Origin of the sequence: Oscillibacter sp. MSJ-31 (assembly GCF_018918025.1) — a bacterium.
Classification (GTDB): Bacteria; Bacillota; Clostridia; order Oscillospirales; family Oscillospiraceae; genus Hominicoprocola.
In genome coordinates this window covers 115813-132238 of the sequence record NZ_JAHLPT010000004.1, presented here as the reverse complement: position 1 = coordinate 132238, position 16426 = coordinate 115813, and the positions used below count along the sequence as shown (strand labels likewise).

12 protein-coding genes are annotated in these 16426 nt (G+C 63.8%); all 12 read left to right on the top strand.

Features of this window, described 5'->3' with window-relative positions; all coding sequences use genetic code 11:
- Nucleotides 1-79: 79 nt before the first annotated feature.
- The 12 genes from KQI17_RS05110 to KQI17_RS05055 all read left to right on the top strand — a co-directional run bounded on the left by KQI17_RS05110 (nt 80) and on the right by KQI17_RS05055 (nt 16425).
- Nucleotides 80-1183, top strand: a complete 1104-nt coding sequence (locus KQI17_RS05110) for a homoserine dehydrogenase (protein WP_216495112.1) — start codon at nt 80-82, stop codon at nt 1181-1183.
- A 6-nt stretch (nt 1184-1189) separates the two neighbouring features.
- Nucleotides 1190-2512, top strand: coding sequence for an aspartate kinase (locus KQI17_RS05105; RefSeq protein WP_216495111.1), 1323 nt, complete (start codon nt 1190-1192; stop codon nt 2510-2512).
- Between the two features lie 21 nt (nt 2513-2533).
- Nucleotides 2534-3538, top strand: coding sequence for an aspartate-semialdehyde dehydrogenase (locus KQI17_RS05100; RefSeq protein WP_216495110.1), 1005 nt, complete (start codon nt 2534-2536; stop codon nt 3536-3538).
- A gap of 214 nt (nt 3539-3752) precedes the next feature.
- The gene (locus KQI17_RS05095; protein WP_216495109.1) at nt 3753-4766 is read left to right on the top strand and encodes a LacI family DNA-binding transcriptional regulator; all 1014 of its coding nucleotides are present in this window, start codon (nt 3753-3755) and stop codon (nt 4764-4766) included.
- Between the two features lie 53 nt (nt 4767-4819).
- Entirely contained in the window at nt 4820-6148 is a 1329-nt protein-coding gene (locus KQI17_RS05090) for an ABC transporter substrate-binding protein (protein ID WP_216495108.1), read from the top strand.
- Between the two features lie 212 nt (nt 6149-6360).
- A complete protein-coding gene (locus KQI17_RS05085) occupies nt 6361-7197 on the top strand; it encodes a carbohydrate ABC transporter permease (RefSeq protein ID WP_371821960.1) in 837 nt (278 codons plus the stop codon).
- Nucleotides 7197-8096, top strand: coding sequence for a carbohydrate ABC transporter permease (locus tag KQI17_RS05080; protein ID WP_216495107.1), 900 nt, complete (start codon nt 7197-7199; stop codon nt 8094-8096). The genes KQI17_RS05085 and KQI17_RS05080 overlap by 1 nt, the downstream gene beginning before the upstream one ends.
- A 6-nt stretch (nt 8097-8102) precedes the next feature.
- Complete coding sequence (malQ, locus tag KQI17_RS05075; RefSeq protein ID WP_216495106.1) at nt 8103-9584, top strand: 4-alpha-glucanotransferase; 1482 nt, start codon at nt 8103-8105, stop codon at nt 9582-9584.
- Nucleotides 9585-9704: 120 nt separating this feature from the next.
- Nucleotides 9705-12317, top strand: a complete 2613-nt coding sequence (locus KQI17_RS05070) for a translation factor GTPase family protein (RefSeq protein ID WP_216495105.1) — start codon at nt 9705-9707, stop codon at nt 12315-12317.
- A 95-nt stretch (nt 12318-12412) separates the two neighbouring features.
- Entirely contained in the window at nt 12413-12721 is a 309-nt protein-coding gene (locus KQI17_RS05065; RefSeq protein WP_022017789.1) for a metal-sensing transcriptional repressor, read from the top strand.
- Nucleotides 12722-12771: 50 nt separating this feature from the next.
- Complete coding sequence (locus KQI17_RS05060; protein WP_216495104.1) at nt 12772-15324, top strand: heavy metal translocating P-type ATPase; 2553 nt, start codon at nt 12772-12774, stop codon at nt 15322-15324.
- Between the two features lie 144 nt (nt 15325-15468).
- Nucleotides 15469-16425: a mechanosensitive ion channel family protein gene (locus tag KQI17_RS05055; RefSeq protein ID WP_253285692.1), complete on the top strand. Its 957-nt coding sequence runs from the start codon at nt 15469-15471 to the stop codon at nt 16423-16425.
- Nucleotide 16426 lies beyond the last annotated feature (1 nt).

Here is a 16426-nt window from a genome sequence, read left to right as displayed (position 1 = left end):
TACCGCGGACATTTCCGTGCAAACTGCACAAATCGTCCATACTTGGCGGATTTTACAGAGAGAAAGGCAGGCACACCCCATGAACATTGCATTGCTCGGCTTCGGCACCGTCGGCAAGGCCTTCTACGAGCTCACGCTCGGGCGGAGCGATCTGCGCGTGACGAGCGTTTTATCCCGCCGTCCACGCCCGGAGCTTCCCTGCACCGTGACAAATGATTTCGACGAGATCGTGCGCGACCGCTCGGTCGGCATCGTGGTCGAGGTCATGGGCGGACTGGAGCCGGCTTACCGTTATATCTGCGCGGCCATGCGCGCGGGCAAGCATGTCGTCACCGCGAACAAGCAGCTCGTGTGCGCGCACTACGACGAGCTGCTGGAGCTTGCGAGGGAGTGCGGCGTGTCGCTGCGCTGCACGGCGGCGGCGGGCGGCGGCATCCCGTGGCTCACGTCCCTCTCCCGCGCCGCGCGGCTCGATGAGATCACCGCCGTCGGCGGCATCCTGAACGGCACGACGAACTACATGCTCTCAGCCATGACGGCCTCCGGCGTCGATTATACCACCTGTCTGCGCGAGGCGCAAGCGCTCGGTTACGCCGAGGCCGATCCCACTGCGGACGTGGAGGGCTACGACGCGCGGCGCAAGCTGGTGCTCAGCGCGAACCTCGCCTTCGGCGCGTCGGTGCGGGAGGAGGAGATCCCCTGCTTCGGCATCTCGAGCGTGGAGAAAAAGGATTTCGCCGCCTGGCGCGAGCTGGGCAGGGTCTGCAAGCTCTTCGTCCACGCCGAACGGCACGAGGGCCGCATCTCCGCCTTTGTCTGCCCCACGCTCTTCCCCACCGCGTCGCCGGTCGCGCAGACGAACGGCACGGGAAACCTCGTCACCCTGCGCGGCGCGCGCTTCGGCGAGCTGAGCTTTTCCGGCGCGGGCGCGGGCGGTTATCCCACCGGCAGCAGTGTGCTGAGCGACTGCGTGGACGTCATCGAGGGCTGCCCGAGCTTTTATGTCTCGCGGCACGAGGCGAAGCACATCGACAATTCCGCGGCGGCCGGCCGCTTCTACCTGCGCACGGGCAGCGAGACCGTCTGCACCGGGCCCATCACCGTCGCCGAGGCCTTTGCGCGCGCCGAGCGCGCGCGCTCGTGCGGCGAACCGGTATTCTTAGCAAGGATCGAGGAGGAGTAAAGGAAAATGCTTAAAGTTCTGAAATTCGGCGGCTCGTCGCTCGCCGACGCCCAGCAGTTCGCCAAGGTCAAGGCCATCGTGGAGGCCGACGAGTCCCGCCGCGTGGTCATCGTGTCCGCGCCCGGCAAGCGCTTTTCCGGCGACCACAAGATCACCGATCTTTTGTACCTCTGCGCCGCGCACATCAAATACGGTGTGAGCTGCGAGGAGATTTTCGACATGATCCGCACGCGCTATCTCGAGATCGTGCACGACTGCGGTCTGAAGCTCGACCTGAATCCCGACTTCGACGCTCTGTGGGCGAAGATGCAGGAGGGCATCGAAAAGGACGAGCTGGCCTCGCGCGGCGAATACTTCTCCGCGCGGCTGATGGCCGAGTACCTCGGCTACGAGTTCCTCGACGCCGCCGAGTGGGTGAAGTTCCGCTTCGACGGCACGGTGGATACCGACGCGACCTACGAGGCGCTGCGCCGCGCCGCGGGCGACCGCAGCGTGGTCATTCCCGGCTTCTACGGCGTGATGCCCGACGGGCGCATCCGCACCTTCTCCCGCGGCGGCAGCGACATCACTGGCGCGCTGGCGGCGGCGGCGCTGGACGCCGACGTCTACGAAAACTGGACGGACGTCTCCGGCATTCTGATGGCCGACCCGCGCATCGTGGACGATCCCGCGCCCATCCGCCACCTCACCTACGGCGAGCTGCGCGAGCTGAGCTACATCGGCGCGCAGGTGCTCCACGAGGGCACCATCTTCCCCGTGCGTGAGAAGAACATCCCGCTCAACATCCGCAACACGAACGAGCCGGAGCACCCCGGCACCACCATTCTCGAGAGCATCGAGGAGGACACGAACGACGGCAGCTTCATCACCGGCATCGCGGGCAAGAAGGGCTTCTCCGTCATCACCATCGCCAAGACCGGTATGTCCGGCGACCCCGGCACGCTCGTGCGGATCCTGGAAATTCTCGCCAAGCACGAGGTCAACGTGGAGTATATCCCCTCCGGCATCGACATCATCTCGCTGGTGGTGGAGAGCAAAAAGGTCTCCAAATGTCTCTACGCCATGCTGGGCGAGCTGCAAAAAGAGGTGCAGCCGAATAAGATAACGGTGACGGAGCACATCGCGGTCGTCGCGGCGGTCGGCCGGAAGATGGCGTACCGCCCCGGCGTTTCCGGCAAGATCTTTGCCAAGCTCGGTGAGAACGGCGTGAACATCCGCATGATCACGCAGGGCCCCGAGGAGCTGAACATCATTGTCGGCGTGGAGGAAAAGGACTTCGCGCAGGCCATTCGCGTACTGTATGACAGCTTTGTCAAGGAACATATTTAAGGAAAAGGTGAGGGCAATACCATGAAGCTTTATAATGTAGGCATTCTCGGCGCGACGGGCGCCGTGGGTCAGGAAATGATGAAAATTCTGCTCGAGCGCAAGTTCCCCGTCGGCGAGCTGCGCCCTATCGCCTCCGCGCGCAGCGCGGGCAGCGAGATCGACTTCGGCGGCAGGAAGTGCACGATCGTCGAGGCGTCGGACGACGCCTTTGAGGGTCTCGACATCGTGCTCGGCGCGGCGGAGAACGACATTGCCGAGCGCTTCGCGCCCGCCATCGTTAAGGCCGGCGCGGTGTTCGTCGACAACTCCAGCGCCTTCCGTCTCGACCCCAAGGTGCCGCTGGTCATCCCCGAGATCAATCCCGAGGACGTGAAGTGGCACAGCGGCATCATCTCCAACCCCAACTGCACCACCATCGTCACCCTCGTTGCCATCAACGCGCTGGCGAAGGAAAGCCCCATCGAGACCATCATCGCCAGCTCCTATCAGGCGGTCTCCGGCGCGGGCAAGAACGGCATCGACGAGCTGCACGATGAGGTCGCGGCGCTCGCCGCGGGCAAGCCCGTCGAGCCGAAGGTGTTCCAGTACCAGATCGCCTACAACGTCATCCCCCAGATCGGCGGCGAGGCGTACATGGGCTACACGAGCGAGGAGATGAAGATGCAGAACGAGGGCCGCAAGATCCTCCATCTGCCCGAGATGAAGGTCAGCTGCACCTGTGTGCGCGTGCCCGTGGTGCGCAGCCACTCCGTCTCCGTCGTGCTGCGCACAAAGGAGAAGATCAGCGTCGAGCGCGCGCGTGAGCTGATCGCCGCCGCGCCCGGCTGCAAGCTGACCGACGACCTTGCGAGCAAGGTCTACCCCATGCCGCTCGACACGAGCGATCAGGACCTCGTCTACGTCGGCCGCATCCGCGACGATCTGACCGACGAGCGCGGGCTGAACCTCTGGTGCTGCGGCGACCAGGTCCGCAAGGGCGCGGCGACCAACACCGTGCAGATCGCGGAGCTGCTGCTCGAAAAATAAAGGCATTTTTGTGAAAGGGAGCCTCTGTCCGACGCCGGGCAGAGGCTTCCTTTGTTCATTGCGACATTTTTCCCGCCGTTTTTTTGGTAAGATGGACAGGGCAAAGTGCTTTGACTTTTTGGGAAGAGACTGCTACAATAAAAGAAAAGTGGAAACGTTACCGGTAAGGTTCCCGGAAACGGGCTTTGATTTTTTTCATGCAGAGGGTGTCGCCATGACCATCAAGGACATTGCAAAGCTCAGCGGCGTGGGCGTGAGCACGGTCTCCCGTGTACTCAACGACCGCCCCGACGTGAGCGAGGAAAGCCGCCGCCGCGTGCTGGAGGTCATTGCCGAGCACAACTATCTGCCCAACAATTCCGCGCGCAGCCTTGTGCGCACGAAGTCCGACACCGTCGGCCTTGTGGTGCGCGGCGTGCAGAACCCCTTCTACACCGATATCATCCGCGCCATCGAGCATAAGCTCGACCTTGCGGGCTACACGATGGTCATGCGTCAGATCGCCTCCGGCGATGACGAGGTGAAGTGCGGCGCGGTGATGGAGCGCGAAAAGCGCCTGCAGGGCCTCATTTTTCTCGGCGGACGCTCGGATTACTCTCCCGCGGAGCTGGCGCTGCTCAACGTGCCCTTTGTCTGCTGCACCTACACTAACGCCTACGGCACGCTCGATCCGAGCAAGTATTCCTCCGTCTCCATCGCCGACGAGCAGGAGGCCTACCGTGCGGTCATGGAGCTGGCCAAAAAGGGCCACCGCCGCATCGCGGCGCTGACCGCCGACCCCGACGACAGCTCCATCTCCCAGCTGCGCTACTCCGGCTACGCCCGCGCGCTGCGCGAGCTGGGCATCCCGCCCGAGGAGGAGGACGTCATCTGCGCGGACGATTTCACCGTGGAAAGCGGCTGCCGCGCCATGCGCGAGCGGCTGAAGCGTCCGGCGGACTTCACCGCCGTCTTTGCCATCGCGGACGATATGGCGATCGGCGCGATGCGCGCCCTGCGCGAGAGCGGGCGCAGCATTCCCGAGGACTGCTCCATCATCGCCATCGACGGCATCAATGTCTCCGAGTACATCCATCCCATGCTCACCACCCTCTGCCAGCCGATGACGGCCATGGGCACGAAGAGCGTCGAGCTGCTGCTCGGCGTCATCCGCGGCGGCGCGCACGACCATCTGACGCTGCCGACCACCCTGCGCGCGGGTGAATCCGTGCGCGACCTGACGAAATGATTTTCCCGCGCCGAGCGCGTGAAAATAAATTTGAATAAGGAGATCAATGAAACATGAAGAAGTATCTTGCGCTTGTCCTGGCACTTGTTATGGCTCTCAGCCTCGTTGCCTGCGGCAACAAGACGGCCGAGGAGCCCTCCGACGACGGTGACGCCACCGAGGCCACCGGCCGTGTGTTCTGGCTGAACTTCAAGCCCGAGGCGGACGGCACCCTGCAGAAGGTCGCCGCCATGTACACCGAAAAGACCGGTGTGCCCGTCACCATCCAGACCGCCGCGTCCGGCACCTACAACGAGACCCTGACCGCCGCGATGGATAAGGAAGCGCCTCCCACGATGTTCGTCGTCGGCAACCAGGCCGCCGTGGACACCTGGGGCGACTACTGCTACGACCTGACCGGCACCCCCATCGCGGGTGAGCTGACCACCGACGCCTACAACCTCTACGACGCCGACGGCAAGCTCTGCTCCATCGGCTACTGCTATGAGTGCTACGGCATCATCGTCAACGAGGATCTGCTGGCGAAGGCCGGCTATCAGCTCAGCGACATCACCAACTTTGAGACCCTCAAGGCCGTTGCGGAGGACATCCACTCCCGCGCCGCCGAGCTGGGCTTCGACGCCTTCACCTCCTCCTCCATGAGCGGCGACTCCAGCTGGCGCTTCACCGGCCACCTCGCCAACCTCGAGTATTACTATGAGTCCGTGGACGATCCCGATGCCTGGAAGGTCTGCCCCCCGAGCATCAAGGGCACCTACATGCAGAACTTCAAGAACCTCTGGGATCTCTACATCAACAACAGTGCGGTCGCTCCCTCCACTCTCGCTGCCGGCGGCTATGACGCTCAGGCCGAGTTCGGCAAGGAGCAGGCTGTGTTCTATCAGAACGGCTCCTGGGAGTGGGCGGCTCTGACCGGCACCGGCGAGGGTCAGTACGGTCTTGACAACCTCTCCATGATCCCCTTCTACTGCGGCGTTGCCGGTGAGGAGAAGGCCGGTCTGAACTGCGGCACCGAGAACTGCTGGGCCGTGAACGCCAAGGCCTCCGCCGAGGACATTCAGGCAACGCTCGACTTCATGTATTGGCTCGTCACCGACGCTGAGGTCTCCCGTATGCTCGTCGATGAATTCGCCGTCATGCCCTACAAGCAGGCTGCCGAGTCCACCTGCGGCTTCCTGGCCGACGCCAACGCCTATGCCGCCGAGGGCAACTACGTCATGCCTTGGGTCACCAACTTCCAGCCCAACGTCGACGCCTACCGTGAAGCCATCGTCGCCGCGATGAACCAGTATGACAACGATCCCACCGACGCCAACTGGGAGCAGGTCAAGACCGCGTTCGTGGACGGCTGGGCCGTGCAGTACGCTGCCGCCAACGGCTAAGCGTCTCCATACCGCAAAACCTACAATTCTTGTGAAGAGGGCGGGCCTTCGCCCGTCCTCTTCTTCTACCACGGCAGAGGCCGCAAGAGGCCCGCGCCGTGCTCAGTCAATCTATCTTGATGGGAGTGATCGAATTGAAGCGTAAACACGACGCAGCAGCCGTCAACAGTTCGCTCGTCCGCCGCCCGATCCGGCGGTGGGCCCCGCTGTTCATGGGTCCCATGCTCTGCGCCTTCGCCATTGGCTTCGTCTATCCGTTCTGCAAGGGCGTGTACCTCTCGTTCTGCAAATTCAAGACGACCTCGGACGCGCAGTTCATCGGCTTCGGCAACTACATCAAGGCGCTGAACGACGCGAGCTTTGTCCATTCGTTCTGGTACACGGCGCTCTTTGCGCTCGTCTCGCTCGTGTTCATCAACGTGCTGGCCTTCGCCGTGGCCTATGCCCTCACACAGGGCATCAAGGGGAGCAATCTCTTCCGCACGGTGTTCTTCATGCCGAACCTCATCGGCGGCATCGTGCTGGGCTATGTGTGGTCGATGATCTTCGACGGCATCCTCTCGCGCTACAGCACGTCGATCCTGCTGGAGACGAAATACGGCTTCTGGGGCCTCATCATCCTCATGTGCTGGCAGCAGGTCGGCTATATGATGATCATTTACATTGCCGGCTTGCAGGCTGTGCCCGAGGATATGCTCGAGGCCGCGAAGATCGACGGCGCAAACCGCTGGCAGACGCTCTGGAAGGTCACCATCCCGAACGTGATGCCCTCCATCACCATCTGCACCTTCCTCACGCTGACGAACAGCTTCAAGCTCTTCGACCAGAACCTCGCCCTCACGGGCGGTCAGCCCTACATCATCCAGTCCGACGGCTCAGCCATCAAGACGACCGAGATGCTGGCGCTGAACATCTACAACACGTTCTACGGGCAGAACGTCAACTCCCGCGGCACCGCACAGGCCAAGGCCGTTTTGTTCTTCCTGCTCGTCGCCGCCATCGGTTTGATCCAGCTCCGCGCTACACGCAAAAAGGAGGTGCAGCAGTAATGAACGGTTCCCTTTCCGCCGAACGCCGCCGCAAGACCATTCTTTCGGTCGTGCTGGCCTTCATCTGCATCCTCTACATCCTGCCGGTGCTGGCTGTGGTAGTCAACTCCTTCAAGCTCAACACCTATGTCAAGACCGAGACCTTTGCCCTGCCCACCGCCGAGAGCTTTGCCGGCTGGGCGAACTACATCAAGGGCGTCACCTTCGGCAACTATCCCTTCTGGAAGTCCGCGTTTTACAGCCTTTTCATCACGCTTGTCTCCACGGCGCTGATATTGCTGTGCACCTCGATGGCCGCGTGGTACATCGCCCGCGTGGACAGCAAGCTCTGCCGCGGCGTCTATTACCTCTGCGTCTTTTCCATGGTCGTGCCGTTCCAGATGGTCATGTTCACCCTCTCCAAGACCGCCGACCGCGTGAAGATACCCTACTTTAACTTTGCGAGCGGCAGCCTCGAAAAGGTCGCGCTCAATACGCCGTGGACCATTCCCATCATCTACCTCGGCTTCGGCGCGGGGCTTGCCATCTTCATGTTCGTGGGCTTCGTGAAGTCCATCCCGCTGGAGATCGAGGAGGCCGCCGCCATTGACGGCTGCGGTCCGCTGCGCACCTATTTCTCCGTCGTGTTCCCGATGCTGCGGCCTACGATGATCTCCGTCGGCATCCTCGAGATCATGTGGGTGTGGAACGACTATCTGCTCCCCTATCTCGTGCTCGACAGCACCAAGTACAAGACCATTCCCATCCATATCCAGTACCTCAAGGGCAGCTACGGCACGGTCGATCTCGGCGCGACGATGGCGCTCATCTTCCTGAGCATTGTCCCCGTCATCATCTTCTACCTCTGCTGCCAGAAATACATCATCAAGGGCGTCGCGGCCGGCGCCGTGAAAGGCTGATCTCACATGAATCGTTCCTCCGGCATTCTGATGCCGATCTCCTCGCTCCCCTCGCCCTACGGCATCGGCACGTTCGGCAAGGCGGCGTATGACTTTGCCGATTTTCTCCACGCGGCGGGACAGGGCTACTGGCAGCTTCTGCCGCTCGGCCCCACAAGCTACGGCGACTCGCCGTATCAGAGCTTTTCGACCTTTGCGGGCAACCCGTACTTCATCGACCTCGATCTGCTCATCAAGGATAAGCTGCTCACGCGCAAGGAGGTCACCTCCTGCGCGTGGGGCTCGGAGCCGCGCTACGTCGACTACGGCAAAATTTACGAGAGCCGCTTCGCGCTGCTCGAAAGGGCCAAGGCGCGCGGCTGGGAGCGCGACCGCGAGGCGGTCGCCGCCTTCGAATCGGAAAACAGCCGCTGGCTGCCGGACTACGCGCTCTTCATGGCGCTCAAGCGGCATTTCGGCATGAAGTCCTGGACCGAATGGCCCGACGAAGGCGCGCGGCTGCACCGGGCCGACGCGCTCGAGCGCTACCGCGCGGAGTTGCGCGGGGATGTGGAGCTGTTCACCTACATTCAGTTTCTCTTCTTCCGGCAGTGGAGTGCGCTCAAGAGCTACATCAACGGTCTCGGCATCCGCATCATCGGCGACATCCCCATCTATGTGGCGATGGACTCCTCTGACGTGTGGAGCGAGCCGGAGAAATTCCAGCTCGACGAGCGAAACGTGCCCGTCGAGGTCTCCGGCGTGCCGCCGGACTACTTCAGCGCCGACGGTCAGCTCTGGGGCAACCCGCTCTACGACTACGAGGCCATGCAGAAGGACGGCTTTGAGTGGTGGATCCGCCGCATCGGCGGGGCGGCGAAGCTCTACGACGTCATCCGCATCGACCACTTCCGCGGCTTCGAGAGCTACTGGGCCGTGCCCTATGGCGAGACGACCGCGAAAAACGGCCGCTGGGTCAAGGGCCCCGGCATGGCGCTCGTCGGTGTGCTGACCGGCTGGTTCCACGACATCGAGTTCATCGCCGAGGATCTCGGCTATCCCACGCCGGAGGTCACGCAGCTGCTTGCCGACTCGCGTCTGCCCGGCATGAAGGTGCTGGAATTCGCCTTCGACTCGCGCGACACGAGCAGCTATCTGCCGCACAGCTACGGGGAGAACTGCATCTGCTACACCGGCACGCACGACAACGCGCCCCTCGCCCTCTGGCGCACGGAGGCGGATAAGGCGGATATTGCCTTCGCCGTGCAGTACCTTGGGCTCAACGACCGAGAGGGCTTCAACCGCGGCATCATCCGCGGCGGCATGAGCTCGGTGGCAAAGCTCTTTGTCGCGCAGATGCAGGACTGGCTCGAACTCGGCGCGGGCCACCGCATGAACATCCCCGGCACGAGCCGCGGCAACTGGGAGTGGCGTATGCTCCCGGGTGAGGCGAGCAAAAAGCTCGCCGGGCAGATCCGCGAAATGACGCGCATTTACGGAAGATCATAAAAGCTGTGAGCGAAAGGGCTGCCGCCGGCAGCCCTTTTCCATTTGACGCGGGCGCAAAAGCATGGTATCGTAGAGAAAAACGGATGCGCCGCGCCGCGGCGCTTTTTCAGAGGACAGGCCATGAAAAAACTCACCATCGGGATACTCGCCCATGTCGACGCGGGCAAAACGACCCTCTCCGAGGGCCTTTTATATGCCGCGGGCGCGCTGCGCACGCTCGGCCGCGTCGATCACGGCGACGCCTTTCTGGACACCGAAGCGCTCGAACGCGAGCGCGGCATCACCATCTTTGCCAAGCAGGCGGTGCTCGACTGCGGCGGCACGCACATCACGCTGCTCGATACGCCGGGCCACGTCGATTTCTCCGCCGAAGCGGAGCGCACCCTGCAGGTGCTCGACTACGCGATCCTTGTCATCAGCGGCACGGACGGCGTGCAGGGCCACACCCGCACGCTCTGGCGGCTGCTGGAGTGCTACGGCGTACCGACGTTCCTCTTCATCAACAAGATGGACCTTGCGGGCGCGGACCGCGCGGCGCTGCTGACGGATCTGCAAAAGAGCTTCGGCGCGTGCGTCGATCTCGGCGCGGAGCCGAACGAGCGCGACGAGCACGCCGCGCTGACCGACGAAGCGGCTCTCGAGGAGCTGCTGGAGCGCGGCGCGCTTTCGGACGACACGCTCGCCGCTTTGATCTCCGCGCGGAAAATTTTCCCCTGCTGCTTCGGCTCCGCGCTCAAAAATGAGGGCGTGGCGGAGTTTTTGCAGCTGCTCACGCGCTTCACGCGCGAGCCGGCGCGCGGCGCGGACTTCGGCGCGCGCGTCTTTAAGATCTCCCGCGACGCGCAGGGCACACGGCTCACGCACCTGAAGGTCACCGGCGGGACGCTGCGGGCAAAAACGCAGCTTCCCTGCGGCAAGGCCGACCAGCTCCGGCTTTACTCCGGCGCAAAGTTCCGTCCGCTCGACGCGGCGGGCGCGGGCGAGGTCGTGGCCGTCACGGGCCTTGCGGACACCTATCCCGGGCAGGGGCTCGGGGCGGAGGCGGACGGCGAAAAGCCGGTGCTGCAAAGCGTTTTGACCTACCGCATCCTCCTGCCCGGCGGCACAGACGCGCACACCGTCCTCCCGAAGCTGCGCGAGCTGGAGGACGAGGACCCGATGCTCCGCATCGTGTGGGAGGAAGCGTCCGGCGAGCTGCACGCCGAGCTGATGGGCGAGGTGCAGCTGGAAATTTTGCAGCGGCTCATATCCGACCGCTTCGGCCTCTCCGTCACGTTCGGCGAGGGCGGTATTGTTTACAAGGAGACCATTGCCAACACCGTCGAGGGCGTGGGGCACTTTGAGCCGCTGCGCCACTACGCCGAGGTGCATCTGCTGCTCGAGCCCGCCCCGCGCGGGAGCGGTGTTCAGCTTGCCTCCGCCTGTCCGACGGACGAGCTGGACCTCAACTGGCAGCGTCTCATTCTCACGCACCTTGCCGAGCGCGCGCATCCCGGCGTGCTGACGGGCAGCGCGCTGACCGACGTAAAAATGACGCTCCTTGCGGGCCGCGCGCACCTCAAGCACACCGAGGGCGGCGATTTCCGGCAGGCGACCTACCGCGCCGTGCGGCAGGGTCTGATGCAGTCCGAGAGCGTGCTGCTCGAGCCGTTCTATGATTTCCGTCTCGAGCTGCCGCCGGAGTGCGTGGGCCGCGCGATGACCGACCTTGCCGCGATGGGCGGCTCGGCGGACGCACCGGAAACGGTCGGCGGAGAAACGGTGCTCACCGGCTTCGCGCCGGTCAAGGGACTGCGCAGCTACGCGCGTGAGGTCGCGGCCTACACCCGCGGACGCGGACGTCTGAGCTGCACCCTGCGCGGCTACGAGCCCTGCGCGGACGCGGAGAGCGTCATCGCCGCCATCGGCTACGATCCCGAGCGCGACGCGGAAAACCCCACCGGCTCGGTGTTCTGCGAGCACGGCGCAGGTGTCTACGTTCCGTGGAACGAGGTCAAGGCCCGCGCGCACGTCCCCTGCGTTCTGCAGGAGCACCCCGCCGAAGCCGCCGAACCCATGCCGACACGCAGCCGCGCGTCCTCCGGCTCCGCCGCCGAGGACAAGGAGCTGCTCGCCATCTTCGAGAGCACCTACGGCAAGGTCGAGCGCCGCGCGTTCGAGCCCAAGCGCGCGCCCGCGCGCACCGCGCTCGACGAGACGCGCTATAACATCAAAAATCAGAAGACCGGTCCCGAGTATCTGCTCGTGGACGGCTACAACATCATCTTCGCGTGGGACGCGCTCAAAAAGCTCGCTGCGCAGGACGTCGCCGCCGCGCGCGAGGCGCTCGCGGACATCCTTGCCAACTACCGCGGCTGGCGCAGGTGCGAGATCATTCTGGTCTTCGACGCTTACAAGGTCAAGGGCAATCCCGGCTCGATGGAAAAGAAAAACGGCATCTACATCGTCTACACCAAGGAGGCGCAGACCGCCGACAGCTACATCGAGCGCGCGACCTACGACCTCGGCAAAAACCACCGCGTCCGCGTCGCCACGTCGGACAACATGGAGCAGGTCATCATCCTCGGTCACGGCGCGCTGCGCATCTCCGCCCGCGCGTTCGAGGAGGAGGTCGCCGAGGCCGAGGGGCAGATCAGCGACCTCATCGAGCGCTGGAACGTGCGGGACTTCGATCTGCGCCGCGTGCGCGCCACCGCGACCATCATTGGCAAAAAAGAAGAGAAAGGGTCCTGAGACCTTTTCTCTTTTTTCCCCTTGACAAATACCCCATAGGGGTATATAGTGCAGATACCCCCAAGGGGTATATCGCTATCAGGGAGGCACGGTATATGGACCGATCGGAATGCTGCCGCTGCTCGCAGCGCAAAAAGGAGCGCTCGCCGGAGGAGTACAAAAAGCTCATTCACCGGCTCAACCGCATCGAGGGGCAAATCCGCGGCATCCGCAGCATGGTGGAGTCCGGCGCGTACTGTCCCGACATTTTAGTGCAGGCCGCGGCGGTCAACGCGGCGGTCAACGCCTTCAACAAGGAGCTGCTTGCCGCGCACATCCGCACCTGCGTAGCGGAGGATATCCGCGCCGGCAGGGACGAGACGATCGACGAGCTGGTGACGACGCTTCAAAAGCTCATGAAATGAGTGAAAACCGCACAACCTAACCGCAATTTCACAGAACCGAGGAACACGCAATGACACAATACAATGTGACCGGCATGAGCTGCGCCGCCTGCTCGGCCCGGGTCGAAAAGGCGGTGAGCAGGGTCCCGGGCGTCACGTCCTGCTCGGTAAGCCTGCTGACGAACTCGATGGGCGTGGAGGGCGCCGCCGCACCGCAGGACATCATCACCGCCGTGCAGGCGGCGGGCTACGGCGCGTCCTTAAAGGGCGCGAGCAAAGCCGCGCCGAGCGCCGCCGAGGCGGAGGCCGCGCTGGAGGATCACGAAACGCCGAAGCTGAAGCGCCGGCTGTTCTGGTCGCTCGGTTTCCTGCTCGTGCTGATGTATTTTTCGATGGGACACATGATGTGGGGCTGGCCGCTGCCCGCGTTCTACACGGACAACCATGTGGCGATGGGCCTGACCCAGCTGCTTTTAACGGTCGCCATCATGGTCATCAACCAGAAATTCTTCATCAGCGGCTTCCAGAGTCTGTGGCGCCGCGCGCCGAACATGGATACGCTCGTCGCCCTCGGCGCGACGGCAGCCTTCGGCTACAGCACCTACGCCCTCTTCGCCATGACCGGCGCACAGGTGCGCGGCGACACAGAGGCCGTGATGGCCTACATGATGGACTTCTATTTCGAGTCCGCCGCCATGATCCTCACGCTCATCACCGTCGGCAAGATGCTCGAGGCGCGCTCCAAGGGCCGCACGACCGACGCGCTCAAGGGCCTGATGAAGCTCGCGCCGCAGACCGCGACGGTCGAACGCGACGGTAGGGAGCTTGAGGTCCCCATCGAGCAGGTGCAGAAGGATGACATCTTCGTGGTCCGCCCGGGCGAGAGCATCCCCGTGGACGGCGTGGTGCTTGACGGCGCAAGCGCCGTCAACGAGGCGGCGCTGACGGGCGAGAGCCTGCCGGTGGACAAGGCCGCGGGCGACACGGTCTCCGCCGCAACGGTCAACCAGTCCGGCTTCCTGCGCTGCCGCGCCACGCGCGTCGGCGAGGACACCACGCTTTCGCAGATCATTCAGATGGTCAGCGATGCCGCCGCGACCAAGGCCCCCATCGCAAAGATCGCGGACAGGGTCTCCGGCGTATTCGTGCCGGCCGTCATTGCCATCGCGGCGGTGACGACCGCCGTGTGGCTGCTGCTCGGTCAGAGCGTCGGCTTCGCCCTCGCGCGCGGCATTTCCGTGCTCGTCATCAGCTGTCCCTGCGCGCTGGGGCTCGCCACGCCCGTCGCCATCATGGTCGGCAGCGGACTGGGCGCGAAGAACGGCATTCTGTTCAAAACCGCCGCGTCGCTGGAGGAGACGGGCCGCGTGGACATCGTCGTGCTGGACAAGACCGGCACCATCACTGCGGGCGAGCCGCAGGTCACCGAGCTTCTTCCCGCAGACGGTGTAAGCGAAGCAGAGCTGCTTCGCGCGGCGCTTGCGCTCGAGCAGAAAAGCGAGCATCCGCTCGCCCGCGCGATCCTCGCCAGGGCGCAAGCCGACGGCCTGACCGCGGATGAGGTCACGGACTTCCGGGCGCTCTCTGGCAGCGGGCTGACCGCCGTGCGGAACGGGCAGACGCTCTGCGGCGGCAGTCTCGCCTACGTTTCCACCGCATCGGAGGTCTCCCCCGCCATGCGCGAGCGCTGCGAGGCGCTTGCGGAGGACGGCAAAACGCCGCTGCTGTTCAGCGAAAACGGCAGACTCCTCGGCGTCATCGCCGTGGCGGACGTCATCAAACCCGACAGCCCGCAGGCCGTGCGCGAGCTGCGGAATATGGGCATCGAGGTCGTCATGCTTACAGGTGACAACGAGCGCACGGCGCGCGCCATCGGCGCCGCCGCGGGTGTGGACCGCGTGATCGCCGGCGTACTGCCCGACGGCAAGGAAGCGGAGATCCGCCGCCTGCGCGAGCGCGGCAAGGTCGCCATGGTCGGCGACGGCATCAACGACGCTCCCGCGCTCACCCGCGCGGACGTGGGCATCGCCATCGGCGCGGGCGCGGACGTCGCGCTCGACGCGGCAGACGTGGTGCTGATGAAGAGCCGCCTGAGCGACGTGCCCGCCGCCATCCGTCTGAGCCGCGCGACGCTGCGCAACATCCACCAGAACCTCTTTTGGGCGTTTTTCTACAACACGCTCGGCATCCCGCTGGCCGCGGGCGTGTTCGTCCCGCTGGGGCTGACGCTCAACCCCATGTTCGGCGCGGCGGCGATGAGCCTGTCGAGCTTCTGCGTGGTATCCAACGCCCTGCGGCTGAATCTCTTCAAGCTCCGCGACCCAAAGCACGACCACAAGCGCAGAAATAAGCCTGCCTCTGCAAACACAACACCGGCAGAAGAAAAAACAACAATGGAAAAGGAGAAGGAACCCATGAAAAAGACGATGAAGATCGAAGGCATGATGTGCGCCCACTGTGAGGCGACCGTCAAAAAGGCGCTCGAGGCCATTCCTGAGGTCGTGGACGCCGAGGTCAGCCACACCGCCGGCACCGCCGTCGTGACGCTGCAGTCCCCCGTGGACGACGCCGCACTCAAAAAAGCGGTGGAGGACAAGGACTACAAGGTCCTCGGCATCGAATAAGGCCCCTCAAAAGAGAAAAAGGGAACGCGCTCCCGGCGGGAGCGCGCCTTTTTTCAATACGCGGGAATTGCAAACGCAGCCGAGCTGCGCTATAATGGAAATGTCAGACGCCGGCACCGTCCGGCAGCGCAAGGAGGAAAGCTTATGAACGAGAAAAAGAACCGTCCCCAGCCGAAAAAGATCCTGCTCTACGCCATTCTGCTCGCCGCCTTTCTGGTGGTCACGAACCCGACCCTGCTGCCCTTCCTGTCGCCGGAAGCAAAGCAATCCATCGGCAGCGTGTGGCGCAGCCTCTTCGGCGACGTGGACAGCATCGCCTCCGTGCTCGTGCTGAATTGGGCGACGCTCTTCAAGCTCGTCGCCATGGTGCTGCTGCTCATCCTGCTCACCGCCATCGCCGGCCTTATCCTCTCCCACATCCATCCACGCAGCGGCAAGGCGCGCTCTGCTGTGACGCTGCTGCAAAGCGCCGTGAGCTACTTTGCCGCGCTGATCGGCATTTTCTGGGGGCTGTCCATTCTCGGCGTGGGCGTGAGCACCATTTTCGCCAGCGTCGGAGTGTTGGCGCTAGTCATCGGCTTCGGCGCGGAGAGTTTGGTCGCCGACGTGGTGACGGGCGTTTTCCTCGTCTTTGAGAATCAGTTCAACGTCGGCGACATCATCGAGGTCGGCGGCTTCCGCGGCACAGTCGAGCAGATCGGCATCCGCACCACCTACATCCGCGACGCAGGCGACAACATCAAGATCATCAACAACTCCGACCTGCGCAACATCCTCAACCGCTCCGCCGCGCAGAGCTGGGCAAAGACCGACGTCGCCGTTTCCTACAATGAGGACCTCGAGCGCGTGGAAAAGGTGCTCGCCGAGCTGCTGCCGAAGATCCGCGCGAAGTATCCCGAGGTGTTTCCCAACGATCCCGTTTACTCCGGCGTGCAGGAGCTCGCCGACAGCGGCGTGGTGCTGCGCATCGCCGCCATCGTGCGCGAGCAGGATATCTATAAGGCCCCGCGTCTGCTCAACCGCGAGCTGAAGCTCGGCTTCGACCGCGCAGGCATTGAGATCCCGTTCCCGCAGGTCGTCGTCCACCGGGCGGAGGGCTGAG

Coding starts and splice junctions, on each gene's coding strand:
- KQI17_RS05110 (WP_216495112.1), top strand. CDS start 80: ATGAACATTGCATTGCTCGGCTTCGGCACCGTCGGCAAGGCCTTCTAC.
- KQI17_RS05105 (WP_216495111.1), top strand. CDS start 1,190: ATGCTTAAAGTTCTGAAATTCGGCGGCTCGTCGCTCGCCGACGCCCAG.
- KQI17_RS05100 (WP_216495110.1), top strand. CDS start 2,534: ATGAAGCTTTATAATGTAGGCATTCTCGGCGCGACGGGCGCCGTGGGT.
- KQI17_RS05095 (WP_216495109.1), top strand. CDS start 3,753: ATGACCATCAAGGACATTGCAAAGCTCAGCGGCGTGGGCGTGAGCACG.
- KQI17_RS05090 (WP_216495108.1), top strand. CDS start 4,820: ATGAAGAAGTATCTTGCGCTTGTCCTGGCACTTGTTATGGCTCTCAGC.
- KQI17_RS05085 (WP_371821960.1), top strand. CDS start 6,361: ATGGGTCCCATGCTCTGCGCCTTCGCCATTGGCTTCGTCTATCCGTTC.
- KQI17_RS05080 (WP_216495107.1), top strand. CDS start 7,197: ATGAACGGTTCCCTTTCCGCCGAACGCCGCCGCAAGACCATTCTTTCG.
- malQ (WP_216495106.1), top strand. CDS start 8,103: ATGAATCGTTCCTCCGGCATTCTGATGCCGATCTCCTCGCTCCCCTCG.
- KQI17_RS05070 (WP_216495105.1), top strand. CDS start 9,705: ATGAAAAAACTCACCATCGGGATACTCGCCCATGTCGACGCGGGCAAA.
- KQI17_RS05065 (WP_022017789.1), top strand. CDS start 12,413: ATGGACCGATCGGAATGCTGCCGCTGCTCGCAGCGCAAAAAGGAGCGC.
- KQI17_RS05060 (WP_216495104.1), top strand. CDS start 12,772: ATGACACAATACAATGTGACCGGCATGAGCTGCGCCGCCTGCTCGGCC.
- KQI17_RS05055 (WP_253285692.1), top strand. CDS start 15,469: ATGAACGAGAAAAAGAACCGTCCCCAGCCGAAAAAGATCCTGCTCTAC.